Source organism: Citrobacter sp. Marseille-Q3906 (assembly GCF_916618775.1).
In the GTDB taxonomy this organism is placed as follows: domain Bacteria; phylum Pseudomonadota; class Gammaproteobacteria; order Enterobacterales; family Enterobacteriaceae; genus Citrobacter; species Citrobacter murliniae.
On the sequence record NZ_CAKAKA010000002.1, the window covers coordinates 1,083,381 to 1,107,240 of the forward strand.

At 44.7% G+C, this 23,860-nt stretch carries 24 protein-coding genes and 3 pseudogenes; 21 read left to right on the top strand and 6 right to left on the bottom strand.

Translation table 11 applies throughout. The features are described from left to right. Positions 1–249 precede the first annotated feature (249 nt). Positions 250–1,242, bottom strand: a complete 993-nt coding sequence (locus LG384_RS09440; RefSeq protein ID WP_225760811.1) for an alpha/beta fold hydrolase — start codon at positions 1,240–1,242, stop codon at positions 250–252. 99 nt (positions 1,243–1,341) lie between these two features. Between LG384_RS09440 and LG384_RS09445 the strand changes: the two are divergent. After that, positions 1,342–1,515: pseudogene (locus LG384_RS09445) on the top strand (isocitrate/isopropylmalate family dehydrogenase); the annotation flags it as partial. A gap of 309 nt (positions 1,516–1,824) precedes the next feature. Here the strand turns inward: LG384_RS09445 and LG384_RS09450 are convergent. Continuing rightward, positions 1,825–2,712: a LysR family transcriptional regulator gene (locus LG384_RS09450; RefSeq protein WP_045441863.1), complete on the bottom strand. Its 888-nt coding sequence runs from the start codon at positions 2,710–2,712 to the stop codon at positions 1,825–1,827. A gap of 98 nt (positions 2,713–2,810) precedes the next feature. Here LG384_RS09450 and LG384_RS09455 point away from each other — a divergent pair, with 98 nt between their 5' ends. After that, entirely contained in the window at positions 2,811–3,791 is a 981-nt protein-coding gene (locus LG384_RS09455; protein WP_156184445.1) for a hypothetical protein, read from the top strand. A 403-nt stretch (positions 3,792–4,194) separates the two neighbouring features. Next, positions 4,195–4,350: pseudogene (locus tag LG384_RS23360) on the top strand (NADP-dependent isocitrate dehydrogenase); the annotation flags it as partial. Between the two features lie 332 nt (positions 4,351–4,682). Here LG384_RS23360 and LG384_RS09465 read toward each other — a convergent pair. Together LG384_RS09465 and LG384_RS09470 are read right to left on the bottom strand one after the other, a co-directional pair. After that, on the bottom strand, positions 4,683–5,981 hold the full coding sequence (locus LG384_RS09465; protein WP_225760812.1) for an anaerobic C4-dicarboxylate transporter: 1,299 nt from the start codon (positions 5,979–5,981) through the stop codon (positions 4,683–4,685). Positions 5,982–6,088: 107 nt separating this feature from the next. Then, on the bottom strand, positions 6,089–7,519 hold the full coding sequence (locus tag LG384_RS09470) for an aspartate ammonia-lyase (RefSeq protein ID WP_225760813.1): 1,431 nt from the start codon (positions 7,517–7,519) through the stop codon (positions 6,089–6,091). 136 nt (positions 7,520–7,655) lie between these two features. Here LG384_RS09470 and LG384_RS09475 point away from each other — a divergent pair, with 136 nt between their 5' ends. The 10 genes and pseudogenes from LG384_RS09475 (at position 7,656) to LG384_RS09515 (ending at position 13,459) form a co-directional block, all read left to right on the top strand. Then, positions 7,656–8,597, top strand: coding sequence for a LysR family transcriptional regulator (locus tag LG384_RS09475; RefSeq protein ID WP_045441878.1), 942 nt, complete (start codon positions 7,656–7,658; stop codon positions 8,595–8,597). Positions 8,598–8,909: 312 nt separating this feature from the next. Next, positions 8,910–9,626, top strand: coding sequence for a YebC/PmpR family DNA-binding transcriptional regulator (locus tag LG384_RS09480; protein WP_045441888.1), 717 nt, complete (start codon positions 8,910–8,912; stop codon positions 9,624–9,626). A 133-nt stretch (positions 9,627–9,759) separates the two neighbouring features. Beyond that, positions 9,760–9,873, top strand: a pseudogene (locus LG384_RS23365) (hypothetical protein); the annotation flags it as partial. 728 nt (positions 9,874–10,601) lie between these two features. Beyond that, positions 10,602–10,982: a hypothetical protein gene (locus tag LG384_RS09485; RefSeq protein WP_045441890.1), complete on the top strand. Its 381-nt coding sequence runs from the start codon at positions 10,602–10,604 to the stop codon at positions 10,980–10,982. A gap of 24 nt (positions 10,983–11,006) precedes the next feature. Next, positions 11,007–11,261, top strand: a complete 255-nt coding sequence (locus LG384_RS09490) for a membrane lipoprotein lipid attachment site-containing protein (protein WP_045441892.1) — start codon at positions 11,007–11,009, stop codon at positions 11,259–11,261. Between the two features lie 494 nt (positions 11,262–11,755). Beyond that, positions 11,756–11,968 (top strand): cold shock domain-containing protein, encoded by a 213-nt coding sequence (locus tag LG384_RS09495; protein WP_045441895.1) that lies wholly within the window; start codon positions 11,756–11,758, stop codon positions 11,966–11,968. 10 nt (positions 11,969–11,978) lie between these two features. After that, positions 11,979–12,167 (top strand): cold-shock protein, encoded by a 189-nt coding sequence (locus tag LG384_RS09500; RefSeq protein ID WP_071829076.1) that lies wholly within the window; start codon positions 11,979–11,981, stop codon positions 12,165–12,167. Positions 12,168–12,244: 77 nt separating this feature from the next. Continuing rightward, positions 12,245–12,472 (top strand): hypothetical protein, encoded by a 228-nt coding sequence (locus LG384_RS09505; protein WP_045441897.1) that lies wholly within the window; start codon positions 12,245–12,247, stop codon positions 12,470–12,472. A gap of 332 nt (positions 12,473–12,804) precedes the next feature. Continuing rightward, positions 12,805–12,978 carry a GnsA/GnsB family addiction module toxin gene (locus LG384_RS09510; RefSeq protein WP_045441900.1) on the top strand — a complete coding sequence of 58 codons (174 nt, stop codon included), beginning with the start codon at positions 12,805–12,807 and terminating at the stop codon, positions 12,976–12,978. A gap of 178 nt (positions 12,979–13,156) precedes the next feature. Beyond that, on the top strand, positions 13,157–13,459 hold the full coding sequence (locus LG384_RS09515; protein WP_225760814.1) for a putative quinol monooxygenase: 303 nt from the start codon (positions 13,157–13,159) through the stop codon (positions 13,457–13,459). 88 nt (positions 13,460–13,547) lie between these two features. Here LG384_RS09515 and LG384_RS09520 read toward each other — a convergent pair whose 3' ends face one another. After that, positions 13,548–15,635, bottom strand: a complete 2,088-nt coding sequence (locus LG384_RS09520) for a TonB-dependent receptor (RefSeq protein ID WP_048221626.1) — start codon at positions 15,633–15,635, stop codon at positions 13,548–13,550. Between the two features lie 434 nt (positions 15,636–16,069). Here LG384_RS09520 and LG384_RS09525 point away from each other — a divergent pair, with 434 nt between their 5' ends. The 7 genes from LG384_RS09525 (at position 16,070) to zinT (ending at position 22,106) form a co-directional block, all read left to right on the top strand. Then, positions 16,070–17,656, top strand: a complete 1,587-nt coding sequence (locus LG384_RS09525; RefSeq protein ID WP_225760815.1) for an ABC transporter substrate-binding protein — start codon at positions 16,070–16,072, stop codon at positions 17,654–17,656. Continuing rightward, positions 17,656–18,630, top strand: coding sequence for an ABC transporter permease (locus LG384_RS09530; RefSeq protein ID WP_225760816.1), 975 nt, complete (start codon positions 17,656–17,658; stop codon positions 18,628–18,630). Before LG384_RS09525 ends, LG384_RS09530 begins: the two co-directional genes overlap by 1 nt. Next, positions 18,620–19,432, top strand: a complete 813-nt coding sequence (locus LG384_RS09535) for an ABC transporter permease (protein ID WP_200011542.1) — start codon at positions 18,620–18,622, stop codon at positions 19,430–19,432. The genes LG384_RS09530 and LG384_RS09535 overlap by 11 nt, the downstream gene beginning before the upstream one ends. Continuing rightward, a complete protein-coding gene (locus tag LG384_RS09540; protein ID WP_045441912.1) occupies positions 19,426–20,220 on the top strand; it encodes an ATP-binding cassette domain-containing protein in 795 nt (264 codons plus the stop codon). Before LG384_RS09535 ends, LG384_RS09540 begins: the two co-directional genes overlap by 7 nt. Then, entirely contained in the window at positions 20,204–20,809 is a 606-nt protein-coding gene (locus tag LG384_RS09545; RefSeq protein WP_045441915.1) for an ATP-binding cassette domain-containing protein, read from the top strand. The genes LG384_RS09540 and LG384_RS09545 overlap by 17 nt, the downstream gene beginning before the upstream one ends. A 59-nt stretch (positions 20,810–20,868) precedes the next feature. Then, positions 20,869–21,378, top strand: a complete 510-nt coding sequence (locus LG384_RS09550; RefSeq protein ID WP_225760817.1) for a phospholipase D family protein — start codon at positions 20,869–20,871, stop codon at positions 21,376–21,378. Positions 21,379–21,461: 83 nt separating this feature from the next. Next, positions 21,462–22,106: a metal-binding protein ZinT gene (gene zinT, locus LG384_RS09555; protein ID WP_370637140.1), complete on the top strand. Its 645-nt coding sequence runs from the start codon at positions 21,462–21,464 to the stop codon at positions 22,104–22,106. Positions 22,107–22,176: 70 nt separating this feature from the next. Here the strand turns inward: zinT and ycaC are convergent, their stop codons facing one another. Continuing rightward, positions 22,177–22,803 (bottom strand): isochorismate family cysteine hydrolase YcaC, encoded by a 627-nt coding sequence (ycaC, locus tag LG384_RS09560; protein WP_045441920.1) that lies wholly within the window; start codon positions 22,801–22,803, stop codon positions 22,177–22,179. A gap of 250 nt (positions 22,804–23,053) precedes the next feature. On the opposite strand from ycaC, the gene leuE reads away from it, so the two are divergent. Beyond that, the gene (gene leuE, locus LG384_RS09565; protein WP_045441923.1) at positions 23,054–23,692 is read left to right on the top strand and encodes a leucine efflux protein LeuE; all 639 of its coding nucleotides are present in this window, start codon (positions 23,054–23,056) and stop codon (positions 23,690–23,692) included. The last annotated feature ends 168 nt before the right edge of the window (positions 23,693–23,860 follow it).

Genomic DNA, 23,860 nt, shown 5'->3' on the forward strand with positions numbered 1-23,860 from the left:
CCATATTTAGCCGATGTGCGCTGGCAGAGGGTGAGTCGAGAGTTGATCGTAGAAGGTGTCCTGGATATTTTTGGGCATGATAACGTTCTGAATGCATTCTCTCTGAGACTCATCAGGAAGGCGGTTAATTGAGATTCTGATTTCTATCAGACAGTGGTGTCATGTGTGCGAAGGTCCGCTTCTCGCTCACAGCGGACCTTCAACTCAGTTAGCTTGCCCGCTTCGTGCCAGGAGCGGACTTTGGCGGTATTACCGTGATTTACATTTTGATGAACAAGTGACAGGTGATTTTGAGGACTCATGAGATTCAATAAATCTAAAAATTTCATGTATTGATGATTTATCAGGATTGCTCAATTCACTCAAATGATCTCCCTTTCCAGTGATCATCGATAAACCATGTTGTTGTGCTGTCTCAACCATAGATGCGTAATAAGGGTCGCTGGCACCACCCCAAATCAGTATTGGTGTTTTATAAGGAAATAAACCTTCTTTTTTTCTGCGATATTTTCTTAGTTCATTGAAAAAGCATCGCGCACTTTCTTGAGCCTCCAGCGAAATCCTAGAGGTAAGCTCTGGTGCTGTGCTTCTTGCATAAGACATAAACATATCAAAACTAAGTTTGCCTTCAGGTGTATCCGGAAGGCCATTCATGAAGTCCCATCCACCTAATACAATTGAGTTAAGCCGTTCTGAATAATGATTCAGCAATCCTAATCCAACCCATGCGCCAGAGGAATAACCTATGACGTTCGCTTTTTCATAACCCAAATCGTCCATAATTTTTACGATGGATAATGCCTGATTTTGTTGTGTATATAACTCCTCCACCCGTGATTTTTCGCTTTCACCATGGCCTAAAAGGTCTGGGCAAACAACGTGGGAAAATGGGCTAAAAAAAGAACTAAATCCATTTTCTAACCATGATTTTCCCTCCATCAACAGACCGTGAAGCATTATAACCAGTGGCCCTTTTCCTTCTGCAACATATGACAACTGAGGTATTCCTGACGTAAGTGGCATATACGCCCCTTTAACTTTGGAGTAGACAGGAAGCATACACGTTTCCAGACAAGCTGTTTCAACGAATAATGGCATGACTTCCGTTTCTCGCTCAGAGCAGACCTCAGCGGTAGTAAAAGCTTTACCATCGAGGTTTGCTAAAAGCGGTAGCGTGTTGAATGCTCTGGCGTGAAAAACTTGAATTCTTGGTGAAAAACTCTTCCCCAAAACTAAAATCAAAGTTTTGATAATCAATGAGTTGTAAAAGGATGTTAATGTCTGTTTTTGATAGTAGAAAGCATGATAATTTCAACTTTATCAAATGGTTGTTATGATTTTAGCAATGTAATGCTGCGCCACATGGGTTGGGTAGAAGCGGCCGACCTGATCGTTAAAGGTATGGAAGGCGCGATTAACGCCAAGACCGTGACCTATGACTTCGAACGTCTGATGGACGGCGCTAAGCTGCTGAAATGTTCAGAGTTTGGTGACGCAATCATCGAAAACATGTAATGCGGTAATTTGTTAAATTCATTAACGGGAGCGTAACGCTCCCGTTGTTTTTTGTTAGGCTGCTAACGGTTATCAAAATTTTATCAAAAAAAGTTATCAAAACCCCCTGGTAGTTTGGGGTAGGCTGCTCGGTCAGATGGCGGTTTTACTGCCAGGTTCCCATTAGGCATTCCTCAGCTTTTTATTATTTCTGGTGGACGCCTGTTAATATTTAGGTCCGTTCTGTGCCAGGTGCGGACGTTAATGACATTCATATGTTCTATAAAACGAGGAGTACTTATTACGGGCATTCCCCTGACGTTGCAGGTATTAGTGATGATTTTTTATATACTCAACAAAAGCCTGAAATGCTGCGGAGGCATATTTTCGATTGGAATAATAAAGATAGAAGCCGGGAAGATCTGTCAGCCAATCCTCAAGTAATGAAACGAGTTTGCGACTGTGTATATGGGGTTCAGCCATTTCATACAACACGTAGCTGATACCAGCGCCATTCAGTGCGAGACTTAGTGCAACATCGAGGTCATTTACCTCAAGCATTCCCTTCACATTAATCTCAATGCGCTCGTTATCTCGACCAAATTGCCACTGATAGCTGCGCCCACCAGGATAGCGAAACTGGATACAGGAGTGATTCAGAAGATCCTGAGGCTGCTTTGGGCTGGTATGCGTTTGGAGGTATTCTGGGCTTGCCACAACGGCGTAACGAACAGGCTGACCAAGTGGGATAGAAATCATGTCTTTTTCGATGATATCACTCAGCCTCACTCCGGCGTCGTATTCACTACTCACAATATCAACCAGATTATCGTCCTGAATTATTTCCACTCTGACGTCGGGATAGTCCTTGTTAAACCCAGCAACCAAAGGGGCGAGTCGGTAACGCCCCCCCAACCTGACCGCGTTAATGCGTAGCGTGCCTATGGGTGTGGCACGATAATCATTTATTGCTTCAATGGCATCCATCGCATGATTGAAAAGTGGGGAAAGCGATTCAAATAATTTATGCCCGGCATCCGTTAGAGATACGCTGCGAGTCGTGCGATTAAATAATCGTACCTTTAATCGTTCCTCGAGCTGGCGGATCGAATGACTCATTGCCGAAGATGTCACGCCTGCGGCTTCTGCTGCCAACCGGAAACTACGAAAAGTTGCTACTGCGATAAAGGGTTCAAAATCGGAAATTTTAACATTCATTGCTGATTTAAACTCACTAACTCATAAAAATTAATGAGCTTAATTAAAGTTTATTTGTGTTCTAAAGTCACCTCATCAGCAACGTTAAATGAGGAAATATGATGAATTTCAAACTGACACAGCAGATTTTTATTGCCGGCGGATATGGGATGATAGGCAGTAATCTGGCCACCCAGCTGCGGACGCGTTTTCCGGATGCGAAATTAATCCTGGCAGGCCGCTCGCCGCAAAATGGCGAAAAACTTGCGGCCCAGTTGGGAAACGCCATGACTGTTTGTCTTGATTTGATGAGCGGGGAGCTTCCGCCGCTTGTATCGACTTCACAGCTTATTATCAGCGCCGTACCCGATCCAAAACATACGCTAGGTGAATACGCTATTCGCAACAATATTGCTTTTATTGATATTACGGTAGGGACTGCCGACGGCTATGCACCTCTACTGAACATGGCGCTGCTCCATCATGCGACTTCGCCGATCGTACCATTAGGTTACTATGAGGCGGGAATGTTTTTACCGCTGGTTGATAAACTTGCCAGCCAGTTTAATTCTGTTAAACGTGTACAGCTGACCGCAGTGCACGACCCAGAAGATCCTATAGGTAAAGTCACTGAAAAAGAGCTTAATCAGGCGATAGCTCCTGCATTTGTACGGGAAGATGGTATCTGGGGTTATACCGCTGAGCAGAGTAACATTTGCCTTATCAGTGGTGAATGTGTCGAGACTACGCCGTTTGGTATCCTGGATGTCAGCGCTATTGCGGCAATGACTCGTGCTGACAATATCAGGCTGGATGTCGCCGTGGGGACTTCAGAGGGTAAGAGAAATGCCACTCAAGCGTCGGTAGAACTGTATGTTGATATACAGGGTGTTAACGTGTCAGGCGCTTCAGAGTCCAAACGAATTATCGCTTCAGACCCACAAGGACAGGCGCATTTCACAGCCCTTGGCGTTACTATCGTCATCGAAGCGCTACTGAAAAGCCCATTGACCGGTTTTATGTTGCCAGAGCAAATAATGGATCAAGAGGCGGCCCTCACAGCGATGCAGGATGCAGGTGTCGTATTGATTACGGCCTAACCAGTTTTCGTACTCGTCATTTATGAGTTTTGATTCGTACAAAGACAAACTCATACCTACGGGGATTGATGCCAGTAAAAACACTTCAAGTAAGTCGTACTTACCAGAAGTAACTTATATCCCCCGATAGGACTTTATTCAACGTATGCTTCTCGCTCATAGCGGATCTATACGGCTGTATGGCTTTAGCATGGTAGGCATTGAGAGTTGCCATTAGCGGTTACCATTTTGAATGGTCGGTGGTTGTATTTACCCAAAAACGGTTATCAAAACCCTAAAACATATATTGATCATCAGTGGGTTATGAGAGTCCCAATAGTCAGTGAGATATATGAAAATTGGTTAAATTATACTTTAATATCATATTGTTGTGATTGAACAATCTAACTACTTCACCGACATATGGGTAGAAGTGGCTGACCTGATCGTTAAGGATATGGAAGGCGCGATTAACGCGAAATCTATAACCTATAATTTCGAATGTCTGATGGACGGCAGCTAAGCTGCTGAAATGTTCGAGTTTGGTGACGCGATCATCGAAAAACATGTAATGCGATAATTTGTTAAATTTACTAACGGGAGCGTAACGCTCCCGTTGTTTTGGGTTAGGCTGCCAAAGGTTATCAAAATAAGTTATCAAACCCCCGCAGTAGTTTGGGGGAGGTTGGATGGTCAGATGGTAGTTATACCGTCAGGTTTCAGTTAGATATACCTCAATTTTTTTTGCGGTTATTACTGGTGGATGTTCGTTAATATTCAGCTCCATTCTTGCCTGGAGCGGACGTTGTTTTTGATAGTTTTGCAAGAAATGAATTGTCATTTATCTGTGAATGACAACATATTTTGGGTTGTTTCTTACTATTTCCTATACTTACTTAGTAATGTTATAAATTAAAGAATAACTTTTGCCAAAGCGAAACCTACTGGGACTGCAGTCAATATAGAAATGCAGCCTGGCAAAAAGAATGGATGATTAATTATCTTAGATCCATTCCACCGATTACTTAAAAAAGAGCCTGTATCATCAGTTGCAATTGCAAATGCAGTTGTTGGGTAAATATTAGTGAGATAAAGCGCACTAACAGCGACGAAACTAGCTAATATTGCGTCAGCGCTAATGCCAATAGAAGCAGCAATGGGCATTAATAAAGCACATGTAGCGCCCTGGCTGAACAACATTGCGCTGGTACAGAAAAAAACTACCGCCAGTAGTCCTGGATACATACGTAACATATCACTAGCTTGTATTTTTATCTCGTCGATATGGGCGCCAATAAGTGTGCTGCTTAACCATACAATACCTAACACCACAACCAGTGATTCAGCACCAGATTTAAATATAGGTGAGTTCTTCAGTTCTTTCATATCTAGTTTACAGATAAAAATAATTAGCGTGGAAACTATAAACATGGTAATAATTATTAAATCACGGGAGTTAATTGTATGTCCGATAACCGATTTAAACATCAACATGCAAACAACAAATACAACACCTACCAGGAATATTACTACCGAGGATTTAGCACTGGCGGGGATTTTACAGCTGATGTGTTTATTTATAACGACTTTATTTTCCTGCATGGTTTTTTGGCAAACGGGATCGTTAGCCAGACTTTCACCTTGTCTGCTGGCGATGAAAGCTGCGACCAACATAGCAAAAAAAGCGGTGGGAAAAACAATCAACATAGCATCACCAAAACTGACTCCCATTATCTCCACGGTGCCATACATAATTGCCGTGGCTGCAGAGATTGGTGAGGCTGTAATACCTAGCTGTGAAGCTACAACGGCAGAGCTTAATGGTTGGCTGGGTCTAATGCCGTTATCTTTTGCAACTTCCTGAATCACATTCATGACCGACATGGCGGTATATCCCGTACCGGAAAGTACAGTCAGGATAAAGGTCACTGTTGGCGCGAGAATATTTAGGTAACCTGGGTTATTGCGTAATAATTTCTCTGTCAGAGTTACTAAATAATCCATTCCACCAGCCTGTTGCATTGCAGAGAGCGCAACAATAGTAGACAGAATAATGAGCATGACGTCGACAGGTGGAGCACCAGCCGGAACATCAAAAATAAAAACTGAAATTGCTAATCCGATCCCGCCAGCAAACCCTACGCCAATTCCCCCCCAACGGGCGGCAAGCATGATAGTTCCCAGCAATAACACGATATGTAACATCACCATAAAATTGACCTGTTTTTATTTATAATTCTTACAAAAGGGATGGTTAGGTAATGAATATAAATATTCATTACCCCCGGTTAAAACTGATTATTTATTTAATTGATAAACTACGAAATATTCATTTCTTTTTGATAGCGTTTAATCACTGCTGTACTTTTTTGTGGATCGGTCATATTCATTGGATCAAGCAAATAATCTGCCTGTACTGGCGTCAGCAGCTTTTCTGCTAACACGACCTGCTTTACACTGGTCCGTTGCTGAAACGCAGCCTTGGCAATTCGAGAGCCAACCTGATAGCCAAACAGTGTTGCGATAATGGTCGCAAGCGCTGTACTTTCCTCTGCATAACGAGCGCTCACTTCTTCATTGATCGCGATATCCTTCAGGCACTTGTCAATAAATAAAGGTATCCCTTTAGTCAATAACGAGCAGGATTCAAAGAGCGCTTTCAACAGCACCGGTTCCCACACGTTCAGATCAAGTTCACCACCCTCAACAGCCATCGTCACAGTTAGGTCATTGCCAATCACCTGATACGCAATTTGATTTATCAGTTCGGGCATTACAGGATTAATTTTGCCTGGCATAATTGAAGAGCCCGGTTGCACCGCAGGGACAATAATTTCATTAAAGCCAGCTCTTGGCCCTGAACCCTGAATACGAAAATCGGTAGCCATTTTGGAGAGAAACGCAGCTATTTTTTTAAGCTGTGCGGAAAATTCAATATAAAAGTCACCGTGTTGGAGACCATCAAAGAAATCTGCTTCCGGGGTATATTTATCACCAGTAATAATTTCCAGCCACTGATAAACTGCCGGGATATATCCTTCGTGAGTGGACAATCCCGTACCTATAGCTGTCGCTCCCAACGGTAAAAATAATGCTTCTTCTCTGACTTCCACCATTTTTGCTTTAAGTCTGCTTACCTGCGTGCGATAAGCGCCAAATTGCTGGCCAAACGTCATCGGCACTGCATCTTGCAAGCAGGTTCTCCCTAACTTCACCTTGTCAGCAAACAGGCAACTTTTTTCTGTTAACACTGCTTCCAGTTTTTCCAATTGGACTAACAACTGATCTATATTCATGCGGCTGGTCATTTTCATCGCCGCAGGGATGACGTCATTCGTTGACTGTCCCATATTAACGTGGGTATTCGGGTGAATCTCATCATATCCACGTTTGCCGGTAATTAGCTCATTAGCACGGTTTGCGACCACTTCATTCATGTTCATGTTGGTTGAAGTACCGCCGCCTCCCTGAAAAACATCAATGGGGAAATGGGCATCAAAATCACCGGCCATTACCTCCTTCAATGCTGTAACGATGGCCGACGCTTTCTGCTGATCCAGCGCACCAATTTGTCTGTTCGCCTGTGCTGCCGCTTGCTTGATTGCGGCGATAGACCATAAAAAGTGTGGGATTTCTCCTGCTGTTTTGCCCGACACTGAGAAATTCAGCACCGCACGTTGTGTTTGAATACCGTAGTAAGCTTCATCTGGCACCATTAAAGTTCCTAATAAATCCTTCTCTTCACGCATTTCTGTTTCTCTTGTGTATTAAGGTGGTTATACCTTAATTTAGTGATATGACAGATAGTTTGAAGTAGCTCAAAGAAAAAATACCATTTAAAAGTTAGATAGATACTATTAAAAAATGTAATGCTAAGGGATGAGAATGAAGGATATTAACTTCGATTTTAAGCAATTACAGGCATTTTTAGCCGTGATAGACACAGGCTCATTTACAGCTGCAGCCAGGAAGCTCAACGTGACTCAGTCATCAATTTCGCAGCAGGTTGCAAACCTTGAGGTAGGATTAAATACTGCTCTGGTCAACCGTTCACAGCGACCAATCCAGATGACAATTGCCGGGCAAGCACTCTACCCGCTAGGAAAAAAAATTATTGATAACGGTGTTCACCTGCAAGAACATATCAATGCAATAAGCGACGGACATATTTCGAATCTGAAAATTGGTTTTGTGGATTCAATTAGTAAAACCGTTGGCCTGGATATCCTTAAGTTTCTGCAACCACAGGTGAAGCATATTTTTCAGGTGACAGGCACAGCATCTGGATTGCTCCAGGCGCTTAATAAGGGGGATATTAATCTGGCTGTAACCATGTTACATACTGAAATGCCGCCCAATGTTAGAATGTACCCGTTGATTGAGGAAGAGTTTCTATGTATTTGTCCCAAAACATGGCCGGAAACAGAGTTGGAAGAATTATGTAAGCAGCGGAACTACATTGCTTATACCCAAAATACGCCAACGGGAATCCAGACACTCAACTGGCTAAAATGGCAAAACTTTTCTCCTGCCATTCAGTTTGAAATGGACAATGCTGATGAGATTTTGAAACTGATAGCCTGTGGTTACGGGTGGACGTTAACTACGCCGCTGTTTATTACTACTATTCCAGCTTTTTCTGACTCGCTAAAGATCATCCGGATCAAAAAACGTAAAGAGCGTCGCAAAATTGTTCTGTTGTGCAAAAATGACGAGTTTTCGGTTTTTTATAAAAATCTGGCATTTGAGATTCGTTCGATACTGGAAACGAAACTGGAGCAGGAGTTTTATAACCAGGTGGATTTGGATGCTAATTTGCCATCATAAATATGTATACGAACATAGCATCTCTCCGACACAGTAGGTGTTTTTGTCTGGATTATCACTTTTGTTTCTCTTGCCTTATGTATTATTGCTGCAGATCAATTATTAAGAAAAAACAAAAGAACCAGAAGGAAGTTCGGAAGTAGCTTATCTACAATATTAGCTATTGATAAAATCAAAGTAACATTTCGTAAAGTTTGGATGTTTTATTTCTCATAGACGAGTATTTACATATTATGATATAATATGACGGAAAAAACTGGCAGGTTATTAACCTGCCAGTAATGTAAATAAATTGTCGAGGAGAGCATTCCAGTGGGACGTAAATGGGCCAATATTGTTGCTAAAAAAACGGCTAAAGACGGTGCAACGTCAAAAGTATATGCAAAGTTCGGTGTGGAAATCTATGCTGCTGCTAAACAAGGCGAACCAGATCCAGAATCAAACTCATCTTTAAAATTCGTTATTGAACGTGCAAAACAAGCACAAGTTCCAAAACATGTTATTGATAAAGCAATTGATAAAGCCAAAGGTGGCGGAGATGAAACGTTCGTGCAAGGGCGTTATGAAGGCTTTGGGCCAAATGGTTCAATGATTATCGCTGAAACCTTGACATCAAATGTTAACCGTACGATTGCTAATGTCCGCACTATTTTCAATAAAAAAGGCGGGAATATCGGAGCGGCAGGTGCTGTCAGCTATATGTTTGACAATACTGGCGTGATTGTATTTGAAGGCACAGACCCTGACCATATTTTTGAAATTTTGCTTGATGCTGAAGTTGATGTTCGTGATGTAACCGAAGAAGAAGGAAACATCGTTATTTATACTGAACCTACAGATCTTCACAAAGGAATTGCAGCTCTAAAAGCAGCTGGAATTACTGAATTCTCAACAACAGAATTAGAAATGATTGCTCAATCAGAAGTTGAGCTTTCACCAGAAGATTTAGAAATCTTTGCAGGACTTGTTGATGCCCTTGAAGATGACGATGATGTACAAAAAGTATACCATAACGTTGCAAATCTCTAATTATAAATTAAAGGAATCTGTCATTCTGGCAGATTTTTTAATTTCATAAATTTGTATGAAAAACATATCTAGCCAGATATATTAATGATGACAAATTGATAAAAACTACTATCTTCCAAAAGAAATTCCATTAATGGAAGACGCAATCAACGCCAAAACCGTAAGTTATGATTTCGAACGTCTGATGGGCGGTGCTAACCCGCTGGAATGTTCAGAGTTTGGCGACGTGATCATCGAAAACATGTAATCCAGATTCTGGGTTGTGGGAGAACGGGAACCGAACGGTTCCCGTTTTTTTGCCTGTCTATCCTTATCGTTTATGGCCTGCACGATGATAAGTTTATCAACATCCAACTTTTATATGTGAAATATTATTGAAATAACTTCGGTTACAATATTTTGTTATATATTGACTAATAAACTTATACATTTTTGCAACGTTCTGTGTCGGGCAATGTTTAGAGCAGGTGCTTTGCAAATGAATGTCTACATTATTTCATGCGCAATACTCGCAGTCAGAATAATCCCATTAAGGGGTGGGTTGTAAAAACTGTTTGCATATCTGATATGCATGGTGATATTTATTAATACAGCAAAGATGCATTTGGTTTGCGTGTTAATAGCATGTTTAAGATAAACTAAATGCCATGTTTTTGTCGTTAGTAATCTGCCGTCATGCAAATAAATGTCAACATTGATTCCATCGTGAGTCAGAAGTCTATATTTATTAAGATGTTAAATTCGACTTGTGAATGAAAGTAAAATATACGGTTTATCATTGTGAAGTTGTTATTTTTTACGGAGTTAATGTCTATATTGCCAGAGTGTTTCAGGTTACTGAATGAAGAGCTTCCATTGAGAAAGGGCCGGGATTAAAGGGCGTCCAATATCAGATGAAATAGTTTGTGCTGACAGAAAACTTGAAGCATGTCGTGCGGGCTTTGATACCGCTGAAAATATTTAAGAGGTAATATTATGAAGAAGTTAATTGCTGTGGCTATTGTTGCTGTAATTCATACATCACCGGCTTTAGCTATTAATGCTCAATACCGCGCTCAGCTTGAGCGTTCCGGTTGTACTGAAATGAATGCAGGTACCACTTGTAATATTCACAAAACTGCAGAGCAGAATGAGCGAAATGCTCGTCGTCACGGAGGATATAATTCTCCGGATGTAATCCGCGCGCATTTAAATCAGATGGTTGTGGGATCCTTTCGTGGGGAAGCTGTTGATGTAATGGAGTCTGATGGGTGGACACGTATCTCTCAGGACGGTAGTAAATATCGTAAGGATGACCGTTATGCGACTCTGGTTTGGGGACAGGATGATGCTGTTGCATCGGTAGTTGTTCGCTAATTTATAATAAAAGAGACACAACACATGAAAAAGTTAATCACATTTATTGTATTCACAACTTTATTGTCTGGCTGTTCTGCGGACTTCGCACAACGTTATGCTGACGCAAAGCGTGACCAGGAGCGTAAGGAACATCACCATCATGAACATCAGAACGACGATTACACCAGTTCCGATGGATATCGCATGGTTACGAGACACGGAGTAACTCTTCCTGATTGCGAGGAACTGCCGGATGCGAGTCAGGCAGATAATGGTGGACGCTGCTGGTATAAGTAAGACAGCCATTTTTATACTCAGAACCGCTATCTCGCAGATTCATCATTCTTTAAGATTTCAATCTCCGGTTTGTACAACCTGAGCCTCCTGCGCCATCGGAGAACCCTTGGCGCAAAATCCCCCCAGATAATGACGTTGATCGATGACAGCATTTTCTTTCTTTCACTAATAGGGCTTTAATATTTTGATATAAGATTATCAGCCAAATGTACTGTATGATTTGCAGTGGCTTACAATAAATTTCATCTTCTTTTTATTGGGAAACTTCACTTGTTCTTCTGTGTGTTGGAAGAAGTAATGAGTCAGGATAAAACTAAAGCTTGCGATGTTTGGTTAACCATGCGTTAATGGTTGTGCGGTTTGATACAAAATTATCTGAAGTAGTTATTGAAGTATTTCTCTTCACTTTCACCTCTTAAGAATCCTTTTGGTTTTTTCTGATAAATTTTTTTCGGACCATTCTGCCTAAGGGCTTACTCATAAAGGTAATAGTGATGTCTAATAAAATGACTGGTTTAGTTAAGTGGTTCAATCCTGAGAAAGGATTTGGATTCATTACTCCTAAAGACGGTAGTAAAGATGTGTTTGTCCATTTTTCTGCCATTCAGGGAACCGATTTTAAAACTCTGAATGAAAATCAGGAAGTCGAGTTTGGTGTGGAACAGGGACCCAAAGGCCCATCGGCAGTTAATGTCGTGACACTTTAAGGTAACTGTTATTACTAATCATATTCACTTCCGGTGTCCATGTTGTCATGGTTCTCAATACAGAACATCGACTTTCGATGTTACTGACAGAAATCCTTTCGGGGCAAAATGTATTTTTTGCAAATCTACAATGATTACATTTGATAATATTGCACTGTACATTCGTTCCGGCCAGGCTCCATTGGATTTCAGGAAATAATTTTATTGGGCTCCTTTATGGGGCCTTTTTTTCAACCTGTTAAAAGGTGTTCCAGTCAGGAGCATCATGGTGCGGTTATGAAAAAAGTGATTGTTTTTTTTAACACAGAACCAGCGGTTACTGTGTCATTGATGGAAGGCATCACCACGATATTACGTGAGTATCCAAATGGTGAGAAAGCTCACCTAACCGTGATGTCAGCTGGCTTCCCTTCACTAACAGGAGATCATAAAGTGGTCTATGTTGCCTCTGATCGTGATGTTAGTTCTGATGAGATTCTTGAGGCTGCATCGAAGTTGTTGTAATGGCTGTCGGGCGTTTTTACTACCAAGTTGTATAAACTCTTCTGCTGTTGTTTCATCTATGAACAATTTTTGTCTAACTAATAGACAGTAACTCTGTGGTTATTGAATCTTCTTACTGAATAGTCTATAGATATCAACGGTTGCATATACTCGTCGTACTTCAGGTTGCATATATGCTGGCTGTGCTTGTCCATCCGGATCACTTACCGGAGTCAGGTCCCCGAGATCGTCTCGCTGGCTGTCTTCCTGCAACTCGATTTATTTAGAGTATAGTTATACTGAATCATACCTACTGGCGCGTTGATGCCGTTACAGACCAGAAGAGGTGCATAGTGAACGTCGAAGATTTGAAACGTAAAACTGAAACAGATATATCTGAATTTATCACAAAGAAAATAGCTGAGCTCAAAAAAAAGACAGGAAAAGAAGTTTCTGACATTCAGTTTATTGCTCGTGAGAAAATGACGGGTCTTGAAAGTTATGATATTAAGATTAAATTGATCTAGTTCCCCAAAGCAATTCAACATTATCAAAAGCATCATCATCCATAAGATGTGATGCTTTTTTGTCCATGAAAAACTGCAGTGAATTTTATCCTATCAGTTCAACCGCCAGGTCAGTCCATCTTGTTTAAAACGGTTCTTTCACACATAGTGTGTAGTCAGATTTAGCCTGGAGGTTCGAATGTTAAAAGTTATTGCCGAAGATTTCATAAAAGTTGAGTGTGTTGATATCGTTATCCCTCTGTATCGTGAGCTGGTATCGGCAACGAAAAAAGAAACTCTCTGCATTTCTTATGATTTGTATATTGATGAAAAGGATCCGGGACACTTTATTTTTATCGAAGAATGGCCGGACCATGCAGCACTCGACGAACACTGTGCAAGTGAACATTTCAGAAGGCTTGTGCCATTAATTGATCAACATAAGCGGCAGGATGCTCGTTATATTCTTATGAATTGCTTAGTGAGCGCGGATGGCTCGTAAATCTGATACGGTATTATGCTAAGTTAACATTACTTTCCAGTTGAGTCCGGGCTATAAGTAATAGCCCGGGAAGATAAACTGTGAAAAATTAGAACTGATAGTTCAATGAAACCCAGTAGTTACGGCCAGGTATCACATAGCCGGTCGTGGATTGCGCTGTCTGGAAGTAGTCACCCGCGTAGGTGCTATTGCGGCCTACCTGATACAGTGTGACGTCGCTAAAGTCTTTATCCAGTACGTTATTAACTGCCGTATTCAGCGTCAGTTCTTTGGTCAGTTTATAGGACAGCCCCATGTCCAGAACGGTCCAGGCTTTTAAATTAGCGCCTTTGTCGTCATATACTTTCTTTTGTACCGCGCTGAGATTGTCGTAATTCTCGGTAAAACGTGGGGCTTTACCACGATAACGTGCGCTCAGCCAGGCATTCATATCTTCCGTAGCCTGCCAGTTCAAACGTGCGTTAGCCATATGTTTAGGTGTATAGCTCAATGGCGCGCCTTTATTATCGCCATCTTTTTGTTTGCTCTGAGTGTAGGTGTAGTTGAGGGATAAACTCAGCACGTCCGACCAAAGAGGGAAGGTGCTGGCGAATTCAACACCATCAGTTCTTGCTTTGCCGCTGTTGGTGTAGCTATTGGTATAATCATCAATAGAGTACGAGACAATTTTATTCTTATATTCGGTATAGAAGCCGGTAATGTTGGCGTTCAGTCCCGTATCGTTTTCATAATACAGTCCGGTTTCATAGCTGGTGCTCTCTTCGGGCTTAAGGTCCGGGTTGCCGACCGTATTGACGGTTCCCTGGGCGGTAACACCACTGATACCATTGTGTAATTGGCTGAGTGACGGGGCTTTATATCCTGTCGTGACGCCGCCTTTCAACGTCCATTCTTCAGATACATCCCAGACCAGGTAGGCGCGAGGGCTGAGATGACCGCCAAAGACATCGTTATGTTCGTAGCGTGTCCCTGCGGTTAATGCCAGTGAGTCGAGAATGTGCCACTCATCTTCAGCGTAGGCAGCCCATGTTTTCTGGTGGAATGTTTCGCCAGTATTGGCCAAAACAACACCGTCTTTCATACGCGCATCCCAGTATTCTCCCCCGAGGGTTAAGAGGTGCGAATCACCTAATGGTGTCAGCAGCAGAGAGTCCAGAATGACGTTGGTATTTTTCAGTTCACGGGCATCACCGGCCCGGCCAGCATTTTCTGGTGTGAGCGCGGAAGAGACCAGTTGTCGGCCTTTATTCTCGGTTTCATTCCAGCCCAGGGATGACTTCCAGGTTCCGAATGTTAATGCGGTATCGTGGCCGAGGGTCACTTTGTTACGCTCATAGCGCAGCGTCTTGTCATAACCCCCGGTCAGGCTACCAAGCTGTCCGTCAACGTTATCGTAACGCTGTCTGGCTGAGTCGAGATCCATCCAGAGTGTATTGTTTTCGCTGGTTTTCCAGTCCAGTCGAGTACCGATATTGTAGTTTTCAGATTCAGTTGGGTAGGGCACACGTGTCGAAGATGTATCGCTCAGGGAAGTGATGCTTGAGCCTTGCCGTTGAGTCGTACTGCCGCGAACCTGCATATCCAGGACGCCTGCGATTAAAGGACCGCTTGACCAAAAGTTGGCGACAGTGCTGTTACCCCATTTATTACTTTCTTGCAGGTTCACGCCGGTATTGATGGAAGTACTCCATTTATCGGTGCTTTTTTTGGTAATGATATTAACAACACCACCAATTGCGTCAGAGCCGTAAAGCGTAGACATGGGACCGCGGATCACTTCAATATGATCAATCGCCGCCAGTGGCGGCATAAAGCTGGTGTTCATGGCAGAGAAGCCGTTTGGTGTAACGTCGCTGCTTCCGTTTTGACGAATACCGTCTATCAAAATCAGGGTATAGCTGGCGGGCATACCACGGATACTAATCTCCAGACCACCGGTTTTACCGGTACTGCTTTCAACATCTACCCCTTCAACTGAGCGCAGGGCTTCGCCTAAGTCATTATATTTATTGGTTTGTAATTCTTGCTGTGAAATAACGGAAACGCTGGCAGCAGCGTTGGTGATCTTTTTTTCGTAACCGGAAGCGGTCACGACCATAACGTCTTCTGCGAAGGCATTAGTACAGCTGAATCCAATACAGGACAGAACGACAGAAGCAACGGGCTTTAAACGCATAGTCAAACTTCCTTTGTTAAAAATTAGAAGGAAGTAAGATAAATGATGGTAATGATAATACAAATAATTATCATTATTAATTTACATAAATTGTCACTTCTGGTGTCTTTCTTGAATAAATATACATAAATTGTCATAAATTCGAGTCAGAAAGGACGACAAAATCAGCCAGTAGTTATCTTTGTAATTATTGACATTCATTTAATATCGAATTGAATAAATCAGATGTTGTTAAAACATGCTTTCAGCAAAGAATGTCATGTCGCTTGCTGAATATTAGAAAGTCGTATGATGTTTTTTTAAAATCGTCATACTTTTCTGCGCTGTATCATTTTTTTCGTCGATACTGTCCGCCATAATCCTTTCCCCAGGAAGTCGCCCAACGACAGCGGGTTGTTGTGTGGCATAAAAAAACACAAAATCTGGATAAGATAATGATTAAAGGCAAGCTGGCGCTGCTTACGTGCGCATTGACTCTCGCATTTACCTCACCACTTATCGCTGCGCAAAAGGCGGTCGACGGTCAGACATTAAAGCTGGCTATTGGATCCGAACCAACGGAAGGGTTTGACCCGATGCTGGGCTGGAGCCACGGCAGTTATCTTCTTCTGCATGCACCACTATTAAAACAAAATGCAGATATGAGCTGGGGTAACCTGCTGGCAGAGAAAGTGGTGACCAGTGCCGATGGTAAAACCTGGACGTTAACGCTAAAACCTGATCTTAAATTCTCCGATGGTTCAGCGCTAACGGCTGAAGATGTGGTGTTTACCTATAACAAAGCAGCTCAAAGCGGTGGGAAAATTGACATGGGTAATTTCACCCATGCCCGGCTTCTCGACAGCCGCACGGTGGAAATTACGCTTCGTAGCCCGCAGAGTACCTTTGTCAACGTACTCGGTTCTTTAGGTATTGTGCCGGCAAAACTGTATGACGAAAAAACATTCGCCAAAAATCCGATTGGTGCAGGCCCGTATCGGCTGGTGAGTTTTCAACCGGGGCAGCAACTGATCGTGGAGGCTAACCCCTGGTATGTTGGCAAGAAAAATGATTTTAATCGGCTGGTATTTGTTTTCCTAGATGAAGACAACGCTTACGCAGCCGCGCGTAGTGGTCAACTGGGCCTGGTACGTATAGCGCCATCGATGGCCGTAGCACCACAGCAGAAGGATCTCAAACTCTGGGTTCGCAACAGTGTAGAAAACCGGGGAATTGTGTTCCCAATGGTTCCGGCAGGTAAAAAAGATGCCAATGGCTATCCTGTCGGTAACGATATCACGGCCGATGTTGCTATCAGACGGGCCATTAACTACGCCATCAATCGGCAGCAATTAGCTGATCAGGTTATGGAAGGGCACGCTATCCCTGCTTTTAGCGCGGTTCAGGGGCTTCCATGGCAGAGCAAATCCGTCACTTTCAAAGATGGCGACAGTGAAAAAGCACGGACTATCCTGGAAGAGTCCGGCTGGAAAGTGGGTAAAGATGGTGTGCGCGTGAAAGACGGCAAAGAAGCCCGTCTGACCTTATGGTATACGAGTGGCGACAGTACTCGTCGGGATCTCGCTGAAGCCGTTCGTTCAATGCTGGAACCTGTCGGTATTGCAGTATCCCTGCAATCAGGAAGTTGGGAAACCGTTGAGCGCAATATGCATGCTAACCCGACGCTATTTGGATGGGGGAGCCTGGATCCGATGGAGCTTTTCCATCATTACAGCGGGCAGGCTGCGGGTGTGGAGTATTACAATCCCGGTTACTACAGTAACCCTGTAGTGGAGCAACATCTCAAACAGGCCATTGATGCCCCGGACTGGCAGCATGCGTTACCTTTCTGGCAACAGGTGGAGTGGGATGGGAAACACGGCGCTGGCGTACAGGGCGATGCTGCATGGGCATGGTTGCTAAATATTCAGCACACCTATCTGGCAAATCCGTGCATTGACTTAGGCTCTGGTGCTCCGGAAATTCACGGTAGCTGGTCACTACTCAATAATCTTGATGAATGGACCTGGACCTGCCGTTAATGAAGTTTGCTTTGGCGTATGTTCTTCGGTTGGCCGTTTTGTTGGTGCTGGTAGCTGCTGGCACCTTCATCTTACTCAGTTTTTCACCGGTCGATCCCATTCGTGCCTACATTGGCAACGATCTCCTGCACGTTCCACCCGAGCAATATGGGCGAATTGCCGCTCGCTGGGGGCTGGATCAGCCGCTGTGGGAGCGCTTTGGACACTGGTTTTTGCGCGTGCTACAGGGCGATCTCGGCTATTCCATGTTGTTTAATGCGCCGGTAGCCAGCGTGATCAAAGAGCGTTTTACGACGTCCTTTGCACTGCTTGGCGGGGCATGGTTGATGTCAGGTTTGCTGGGAACAGCAATGGGATTTGTCGCCGGACGTTTCCTGAACCGCTGGCCAGACCGAGCTATTTGCCGACTCAGTTATCTGCTTTCTTCCTTACCGACCTTTTGGATCGGCATGCTATTGCTGGCAGTATTCGCGGTGCACTGGCCTGTGTTGCCCGTCTGCTGCGCATGGGAGCCGGGCAATAATGGTGAAATGGCGACGTTTGCTGAACGTCTTCGTCATCTGGTGCTTCCCGTATGTGCTCTCAGATTACTGGGACTGGGGCAGATTACGCTCCACACGCGAGAAAGTATCGCCAGCGTGATGAAAAGTGAGTTTGTCCGTTTTGCCCGTTCGCAGGGGGACAGGGGATGGTCGCTTTTACGCCACCAGGTACTGCGTCATGCCATTACGCCCGCGCTGTGCCTGCAATTTGCTTCGCTCGGCGAACTGTTTGGCGGCGCATTGCTGGCTGAAAAAGTCTTTGCTTATCCCGGACTGGGTCAGGCTACGATTGATGCCGGATTACGTGGTGATGTGCCGTTGCTAATGGGGATCGTCTTGTTTAGTACTGTGCTGGTGTTCATCGGCAACTCCGTTTCAACCTGGCTTGTCCATTTTCTGAATCGTGCTCTGGAGCGTCCTGATGCTCTATAACCCGACACCAACGTTAATTCGTCTTTTGCTGTCCGTAGGCTGTTTATTATTTATTGCCGTGTATGGCTCAGTTTCGCTGGATAATCCAGTAAACGTCAATCTTCTTGCCCGGCACTTGCCTCCGGATGCGCTGCACTGGTTTGGTACGGATAATCTTGGGCGTGATTTATGGCTTCGATGTTTTCAGGGGGCGTTAACCAGCCTGCAAATTGGGATTGGTGCAGCGTTGTGCAGCGGTTTGATTGCCTTGTTGATGGCTGCCGTTTCGCGTTTGCATCCGCGTTTGGATGTTCTTATGCGGTTAATAACCGATGCTATGTTGTCGATGCCGCATCTGCTGTTGCTGATCCTGATTTGTTTTACGCTGAGCGGTGGAAAAAGCGGGGTGATTATGGCGGTTGCGCTGACCCACTGGCCGCGTCTGGCATTGATCCTGCGTGCTGAAGCGGAACGCGTTGCACACAGTGACTACCTGACACTGACCTGGCGGTTGGGACACGGTCATTTTTACTGTTGGCGCCATCACTATTTACCGGCGTTATTGCCTCAATGGCTGACAGGCACGCTGCTGATGTTCCCTCATGCGGTGTTACATAGCGCAGCGCTGAGCTTCCTTGGGTTTGGGCTGGCACCGCATGAACCTTCACTGGGTTTGTTGCTGGCGGACGCCCTGCGGTTTATCAGTCATGGTAACTGGTGGTTGGTGTTGTTTCCGGGGCTCATGTTGTTCAGCCTGGTGATGTTATTTGACCAGTTCGCCAGGGCAGTGCATTGTTTGTGGCTAAGGGGTAATGCATGTTGAGTTTGAAGCAGGCCTCGCTGGAGGTGGCTCGTTATCGCTGGTACGGCGCGAGAAATTGGTCATCGCTGCTGCAAGATATCTCTTTTGATGTTGCCCCAGGTCAGATGGTGGCGTTAGTCGGAGGAAGCGGAGAAGGTAAGAGCCTGCTGTTACAATGCCTGCTTGATCTTTTGCCGGAAAACTTGCGCTTTCAGGGGACCATTACTTTGGATGGTAAGAAGCTGGAGCGCAATGACATCCGGGCGTTTCGCGGTAATACCTTCAGCTATGTGCCACAAGGTGTGCAGGCGCTTAATCCGCTGCTGACTGTTAAAAAACATCTGAAAAGGGTAAGTCAGCTCTCCGGTCAGGCATGGAAAACGGAGGAAATAGAGCATTTGCTCCAGCGTAGCGAACTTGAGTCAAGCGTGCTGGAAGCATTTCCGCGCCAGCTTTCCGGCGGGATGGCGAAACGTGTCCTGGCGTGTCACGCGTCGCTCAGTCAGGCTCGTTATATCCTTGCTGACGAAATTACCGCCTGGCTTGATGCCCCATTGGCGAATCAGTTGCTTGAGCAGTTGCGTGGTCTTTGCGAGCAAGGCCGTGGCGTTTTATGGGTGACACACGATCTTACGCTGGCAGCGCGACATGCCGACCGGATTGTCGCGCTGCATCAGGGGCGGGTATCGGATAACGTGAGCCGGGAACAGCTTCTGCGAGGGGATATTAGTGAACATTTGCAGCGACAATGGCAAGCATTACCTGAACAAAATCAACTTTTTGGAGAGCTGAATGCTGTGCTGTCGTGATGTTGTGATTCGCCAGGGAGGGAAAGTGCTGTGGCAAAACCTGAACTTCTCGCTTGTTGCCGGGGAACGCATGGGAATTTGCGCGCCCAGCGGGACTGGGAAAACAACGCTGGGACGCGTTCTCGCTGGCTGGCAAAAACCGACATCAGGCGAAGTACTGGTGGATGATTCACCGTTGCCAACTCATCAATATTGCCCGGTGCAACTTGTCCCACAACACCCTGAGCTAACTTTTAACCCCTGGCGAAGCACCGGTGATGCGGTACGAGATGCGTGGCAGCCAGATGCTGACATGCTTGCCCGTCTGCATATCAACCCTGAATGGCTAACCCGCCGGCCCGGGCAGCTTTCAGGCGGTGAACTGGCCCGTATTGCAATACTCCGTGCGCTCGATCCGCGTACGCGTTTTCTGATCGCAGATGAAATCACTGCCCAGCTCGATCCTTCCATTCAAAGAGATATATGGATGTTGCTCCTTGAGGAATGCCAGCGCCGCCCATTAGGTATGCTCGTGATCAGCCATCAGCAGGCATTGCTTGCTCAGATTTGCCCCCAGGCGTTACTCTGTCCGACATCCACCTTAATCTGAATTAGCCGTCGGGTTTGCTTCGGCGTTTCTTCTTCTCCCAGTAATACATGAAAGTGCATATGAAACATATTGTTGCTGCTGCCATTTTATTTTGGTCAGTGATCCCGCTGGCTAATGCCTCGATACAGGTGGGTTTTTCTCCGGAAGGCTCTGCTCGGGCATTAGTACTGGATTCAATTAACCATGCAGAACACACCATCGATATGATGGCTTATTCATTCCAGTCAGCAGACATTGTAAAGGCGCTGGTGAATGCGGAAAAACGAGGCGTAGTGGTGCGGGCCGTGGTTGATAAAAAACGCAACCAGGGCAAGGTCAGTCAGAAAGCTATCACTTTTGCCACTGCCAATGGGATTGATGTTCAACTGGACGGTCATTACCACATACAGCACGACAAAGTGATGATTATTGATGGCGATACGCTGGAGACCGGATCTTTCAATTTTGCCAAATCCGCAGAGTTTGAGAATTCTGAGAATGTTCTGGTTATCAGGGGAGAGCCTGCCGTTGTGGCACAGTATCAGGCCCATTTTGACAGCCGCTGGAAAATCGCTCACCAGCAAGGTTGAATTTATAACATCAGTGTTGATTGTGTTGTGATGTTATATTATAACAATTCACTCGCAAACATTTTGAGGGTGAAATTTTGGCTATTCGTTTTGAAAAACTGGCAGTCGTTCTGGGGATGCTTTTAGCCAGTGGTCAGGTTCTAGCTCATGGTCACCATTCCCACGGTGCACCGATGACAGAAATAGAGCAAAAAGCGTCAGAAGGTGTTTTCGATGATAAAAATGTCAAAGACAGGTCGCTGAGCGACTGGGATGGCATGTGGCAGTCTGTATACCCATATCTGGTAAGCGGTGAACTTGATCCGGTATTCAAAAAGAAAGCGGAGAAGGACAAAAGCAAAACGGCGGATGAGATTAAAGCCTATTACCGTAAAGGTTATGTAACCAATGTGGACACCATCGGCATTGAGGATGGGGTGATGGAATTTCATACCGGTAATCAGGTTGAATCGTGCAAGTATGATTATGCCGGATATAAAATATTGACTTATCAGTCAGGTAAGAAAGGCGTTCGCTACCTGTTTGAATGCAAAGATGCTGGCAGTAAAGCACCAAAGTATGTTCAGTTCAGCGATCATATTATCGCACCGCGCAAGTCGAGCCATTTCCACATATTTACCGGTAATACCTCACAGGCGGCTTTGCTTGAAGAGATGGACAACTGGCCGACGTATTATCCGTATCAGCTAAAAGCGGCAGAGGTCGTTGACGAGATGCTGCATCATTAATTTGCGCGATGACCATTTATTTAAACCCGCCAGCAATGGCGGGTTTTGTATAAAAAGTGTCACTTGTGAATTATTTTTCGGATGTCAGGGTGGTATAGCTGGTCATGAGGTTGCGGTAGTCAGGAATATGGTTGGAGAACAGTGTTCCCAACCCTTCAATATCATTACGCCAGTCGCGGTGTAGTTCACAGGCCAGACCGAACCAGGTCATCAGCTGGACGCCGGCTGAAGACATACGATTCCATGCGGAGTCACGGGTCAAAGGATTAAACGTGCCAGACGCGTCGGTAACCACAAATACATCAAATCCCGCTTCAATTGCGGACAGTGCAGGAAACGCAACGCACACTTCCGTTACAACCCCGGCAATGATCAACTGCTTTTTGCCCGTCGCTTTAATCGCTTTGACAAAATCTTCATTATCCCAGGCGTTAATCTGTCCTGGACGAGCGATGTAAGGGGCTTCAGGGAACAGCGCCTTCAGCTCGGGTACCAGTGGCCCGTTAGGGCCCGTTTCAAAGCTGGTGGTCAGAATGGTGGGTAGCTTGAAGTATTTCGCCAGATCGGCCAAAGCCAGTACGTTGTTTTTGAATTTGTCTGGATCTATGTCACGAACCAGAGACAGCAAACCCGTTTGGTGATCAACCAGCAGTACGGCAGCCTGATCTTTATCAAGACGTTTATAAGCAATAGTCATTTTTCTTTCTCCAGGTGATGAGAGGGCGCCTCGGAAGGCTCGAGTTATGGATAAACATTAGTGGCTGAGCTGGGTATTGGGTAGGCGCAAAAATGAGTTTCATCGTTGCAAATCTGGAACGAGAAAAATAATGCTGCAATATAGCTGCAACAGAGAGCATTATTCTCAACCATTCCTTTCCATCGCACGGCGCATTCGTTAGCATATTGTCTCGCAGTAAGTGCATGTGTTTTTTCAGGAAGAGGTTAACGTGTTCGCAGAGTATGGAGTTCTGAATTACTGGACGTATCTGGTCGGTGCTATTTTTATCGTGCTGGTGCCGGGACCCAATACGATATTTGTGCTGAAGAACAGCGTCGGACGAGGAGTAAAGGGGGGATATCTTGCAGCAAGCGGTGTGTTTATCGGCGATGCTGTGTTGATGTTTTTGGCTTATGCAGGTGTCGCTGCACTGATCAAAACAACGCCTGTTTTGTTTAATATCGTCCGTTATCTCGGCGCTTTTTATCTGCTGTATCTCGGCGCGAAGATCCTCTATGCAACATTGAAATCGAAAAATGGTAATGCGGCGGCGGAAGAAGTTCCGTTTGGCGCGATTTTCAAGCGTGCATTAATTCTGAGCCTGACAAACCCTAAAGCGATATTGTTTTATGTTTCGTTTTTCGTGCAGTTTATTGATGTCAATGCGCCGCACTCAGGGCTGTCATTTTTTATTTTGGCCATCACGCTTGAGATAGTGAGCTTTTTCTATCTGAGCTTCCTTATTTTCTCTGGCGCGTTTGTGACGCAATATATTCGCACGAAGAAAAAACTGGCTAAGATTGGCAACTCTCTTATCGGTTTGATTTTTGTCGGTTTTGCTGCGCGTCTGGCTACGCTTCAGTCATAATGCCACTGGCCCGCTGTTGGCGGCGGGCTTTCAAAATTCCCCGCTCCTGCTTATTAATTGTGAAAACCCGCAGTAACCAATAAATGGTATTTTAAATATATATATTGAGGCGTACCCTGTTCACAGCAGCGATTCAATAAAGGTCGCTGGTTGTCGACTGGAAAAGGG

What these genes read in the sequence shown, in the direction of transcription:
- LG384_RS09450 (WP_045441863.1), bottom strand. Translation starts at nt 2,712, where the DNA reads ATGAATGTTAAAATTTCCGATTTTGAACCCTTTATCGCAGTAGCAACT.
- LG384_RS09530 (WP_225760816.1), top strand. Translation starts at nt 17,656, where the DNA reads ATGAAGTTTGCTTTGGCGTATGTTCTTCGGTTGGCCGTTTTGTTGGTG.
- LG384_RS09475 (WP_045441878.1), top strand. Translation starts at nt 7,656, where the DNA reads ATGAAGGATATTAACTTCGATTTTAAGCAATTACAGGCATTTTTAGCC.
- LG384_RS09485 (WP_045441890.1), top strand. Translation starts at nt 10,602, where the DNA reads ATGAAGAAGTTAATTGCTGTGGCTATTGTTGCTGTAATTCATACATCA.
- LG384_RS09505 (WP_045441897.1), top strand. Translation starts at nt 12,245, where the DNA reads ATGAAAAAAGTGATTGTTTTTTTTAACACAGAACCAGCGGTTACTGTG.
- LG384_RS09545 (WP_045441915.1), top strand. Translation starts at nt 20,204, where the DNA reads ATGCTGTGCTGTCGTGATGTTGTGATTCGCCAGGGAGGGAAAGTGCTG.
- LG384_RS09540 (WP_045441912.1), top strand. Translation starts at nt 19,426, where the DNA reads ATGTTGAGTTTGAAGCAGGCCTCGCTGGAGGTGGCTCGTTATCGCTGG.
- LG384_RS09465 (WP_225760812.1), bottom strand. Translation starts at nt 5,981, where the DNA reads ATGGTGATGTTACATATCGTGTTATTGCTGGGAACTATCATGCTTGCC.
- ycaC (WP_045441920.1), bottom strand. Translation starts at nt 22,803, where the DNA reads ATGACTATTGCTTATAAACGTCTTGATAAAGATCAGGCTGCCGTACTG.
- LG384_RS09470 (WP_225760813.1), bottom strand. Translation starts at nt 7,519, where the DNA reads ATGCGTGAAGAGAAGGATTTATTAGGAACTTTAATGGTGCCAGATGAA.
- LG384_RS09490 (WP_045441892.1), top strand. Translation starts at nt 11,007, where the DNA reads ATGAAAAAGTTAATCACATTTATTGTATTCACAACTTTATTGTCTGGC.
- LG384_RS09535 (WP_200011542.1), top strand. Translation starts at nt 18,620, where the DNA reads ATGCTCTATAACCCGACACCAACGTTAATTCGTCTTTTGCTGTCCGTA.
- LG384_RS09525 (WP_225760815.1), top strand. Translation starts at nt 16,070, where the DNA reads ATGATTAAAGGCAAGCTGGCGCTGCTTACGTGCGCATTGACTCTCGCA.
- LG384_RS09515 (WP_225760814.1), top strand. Translation starts at nt 13,157, where the DNA reads ATGTTAAAAGTTATTGCCGAAGATTTCATAAAAGTTGAGTGTGTTGAT.
- LG384_RS09495 (WP_045441895.1), top strand. Translation starts at nt 11,756, where the DNA reads ATGTCTAATAAAATGACTGGTTTAGTTAAGTGGTTCAATCCTGAGAAA.
- LG384_RS09520 (WP_048221626.1), bottom strand. Translation starts at nt 15,635, where the DNA reads ATGCGTTTAAAGCCCGTTGCTTCTGTCGTTCTGTCCTGTATTGGATTC.
- LG384_RS09455 (WP_156184445.1), top strand. Translation starts at nt 2,811, where the DNA reads ATGATGAATTTCAAACTGACACAGCAGATTTTTATTGCCGGCGGATAT.
- LG384_RS09550 (WP_225760817.1), top strand. Translation starts at nt 20,869, where the DNA reads ATGAAACATATTGTTGCTGCTGCCATTTTATTTTGGTCAGTGATCCCG.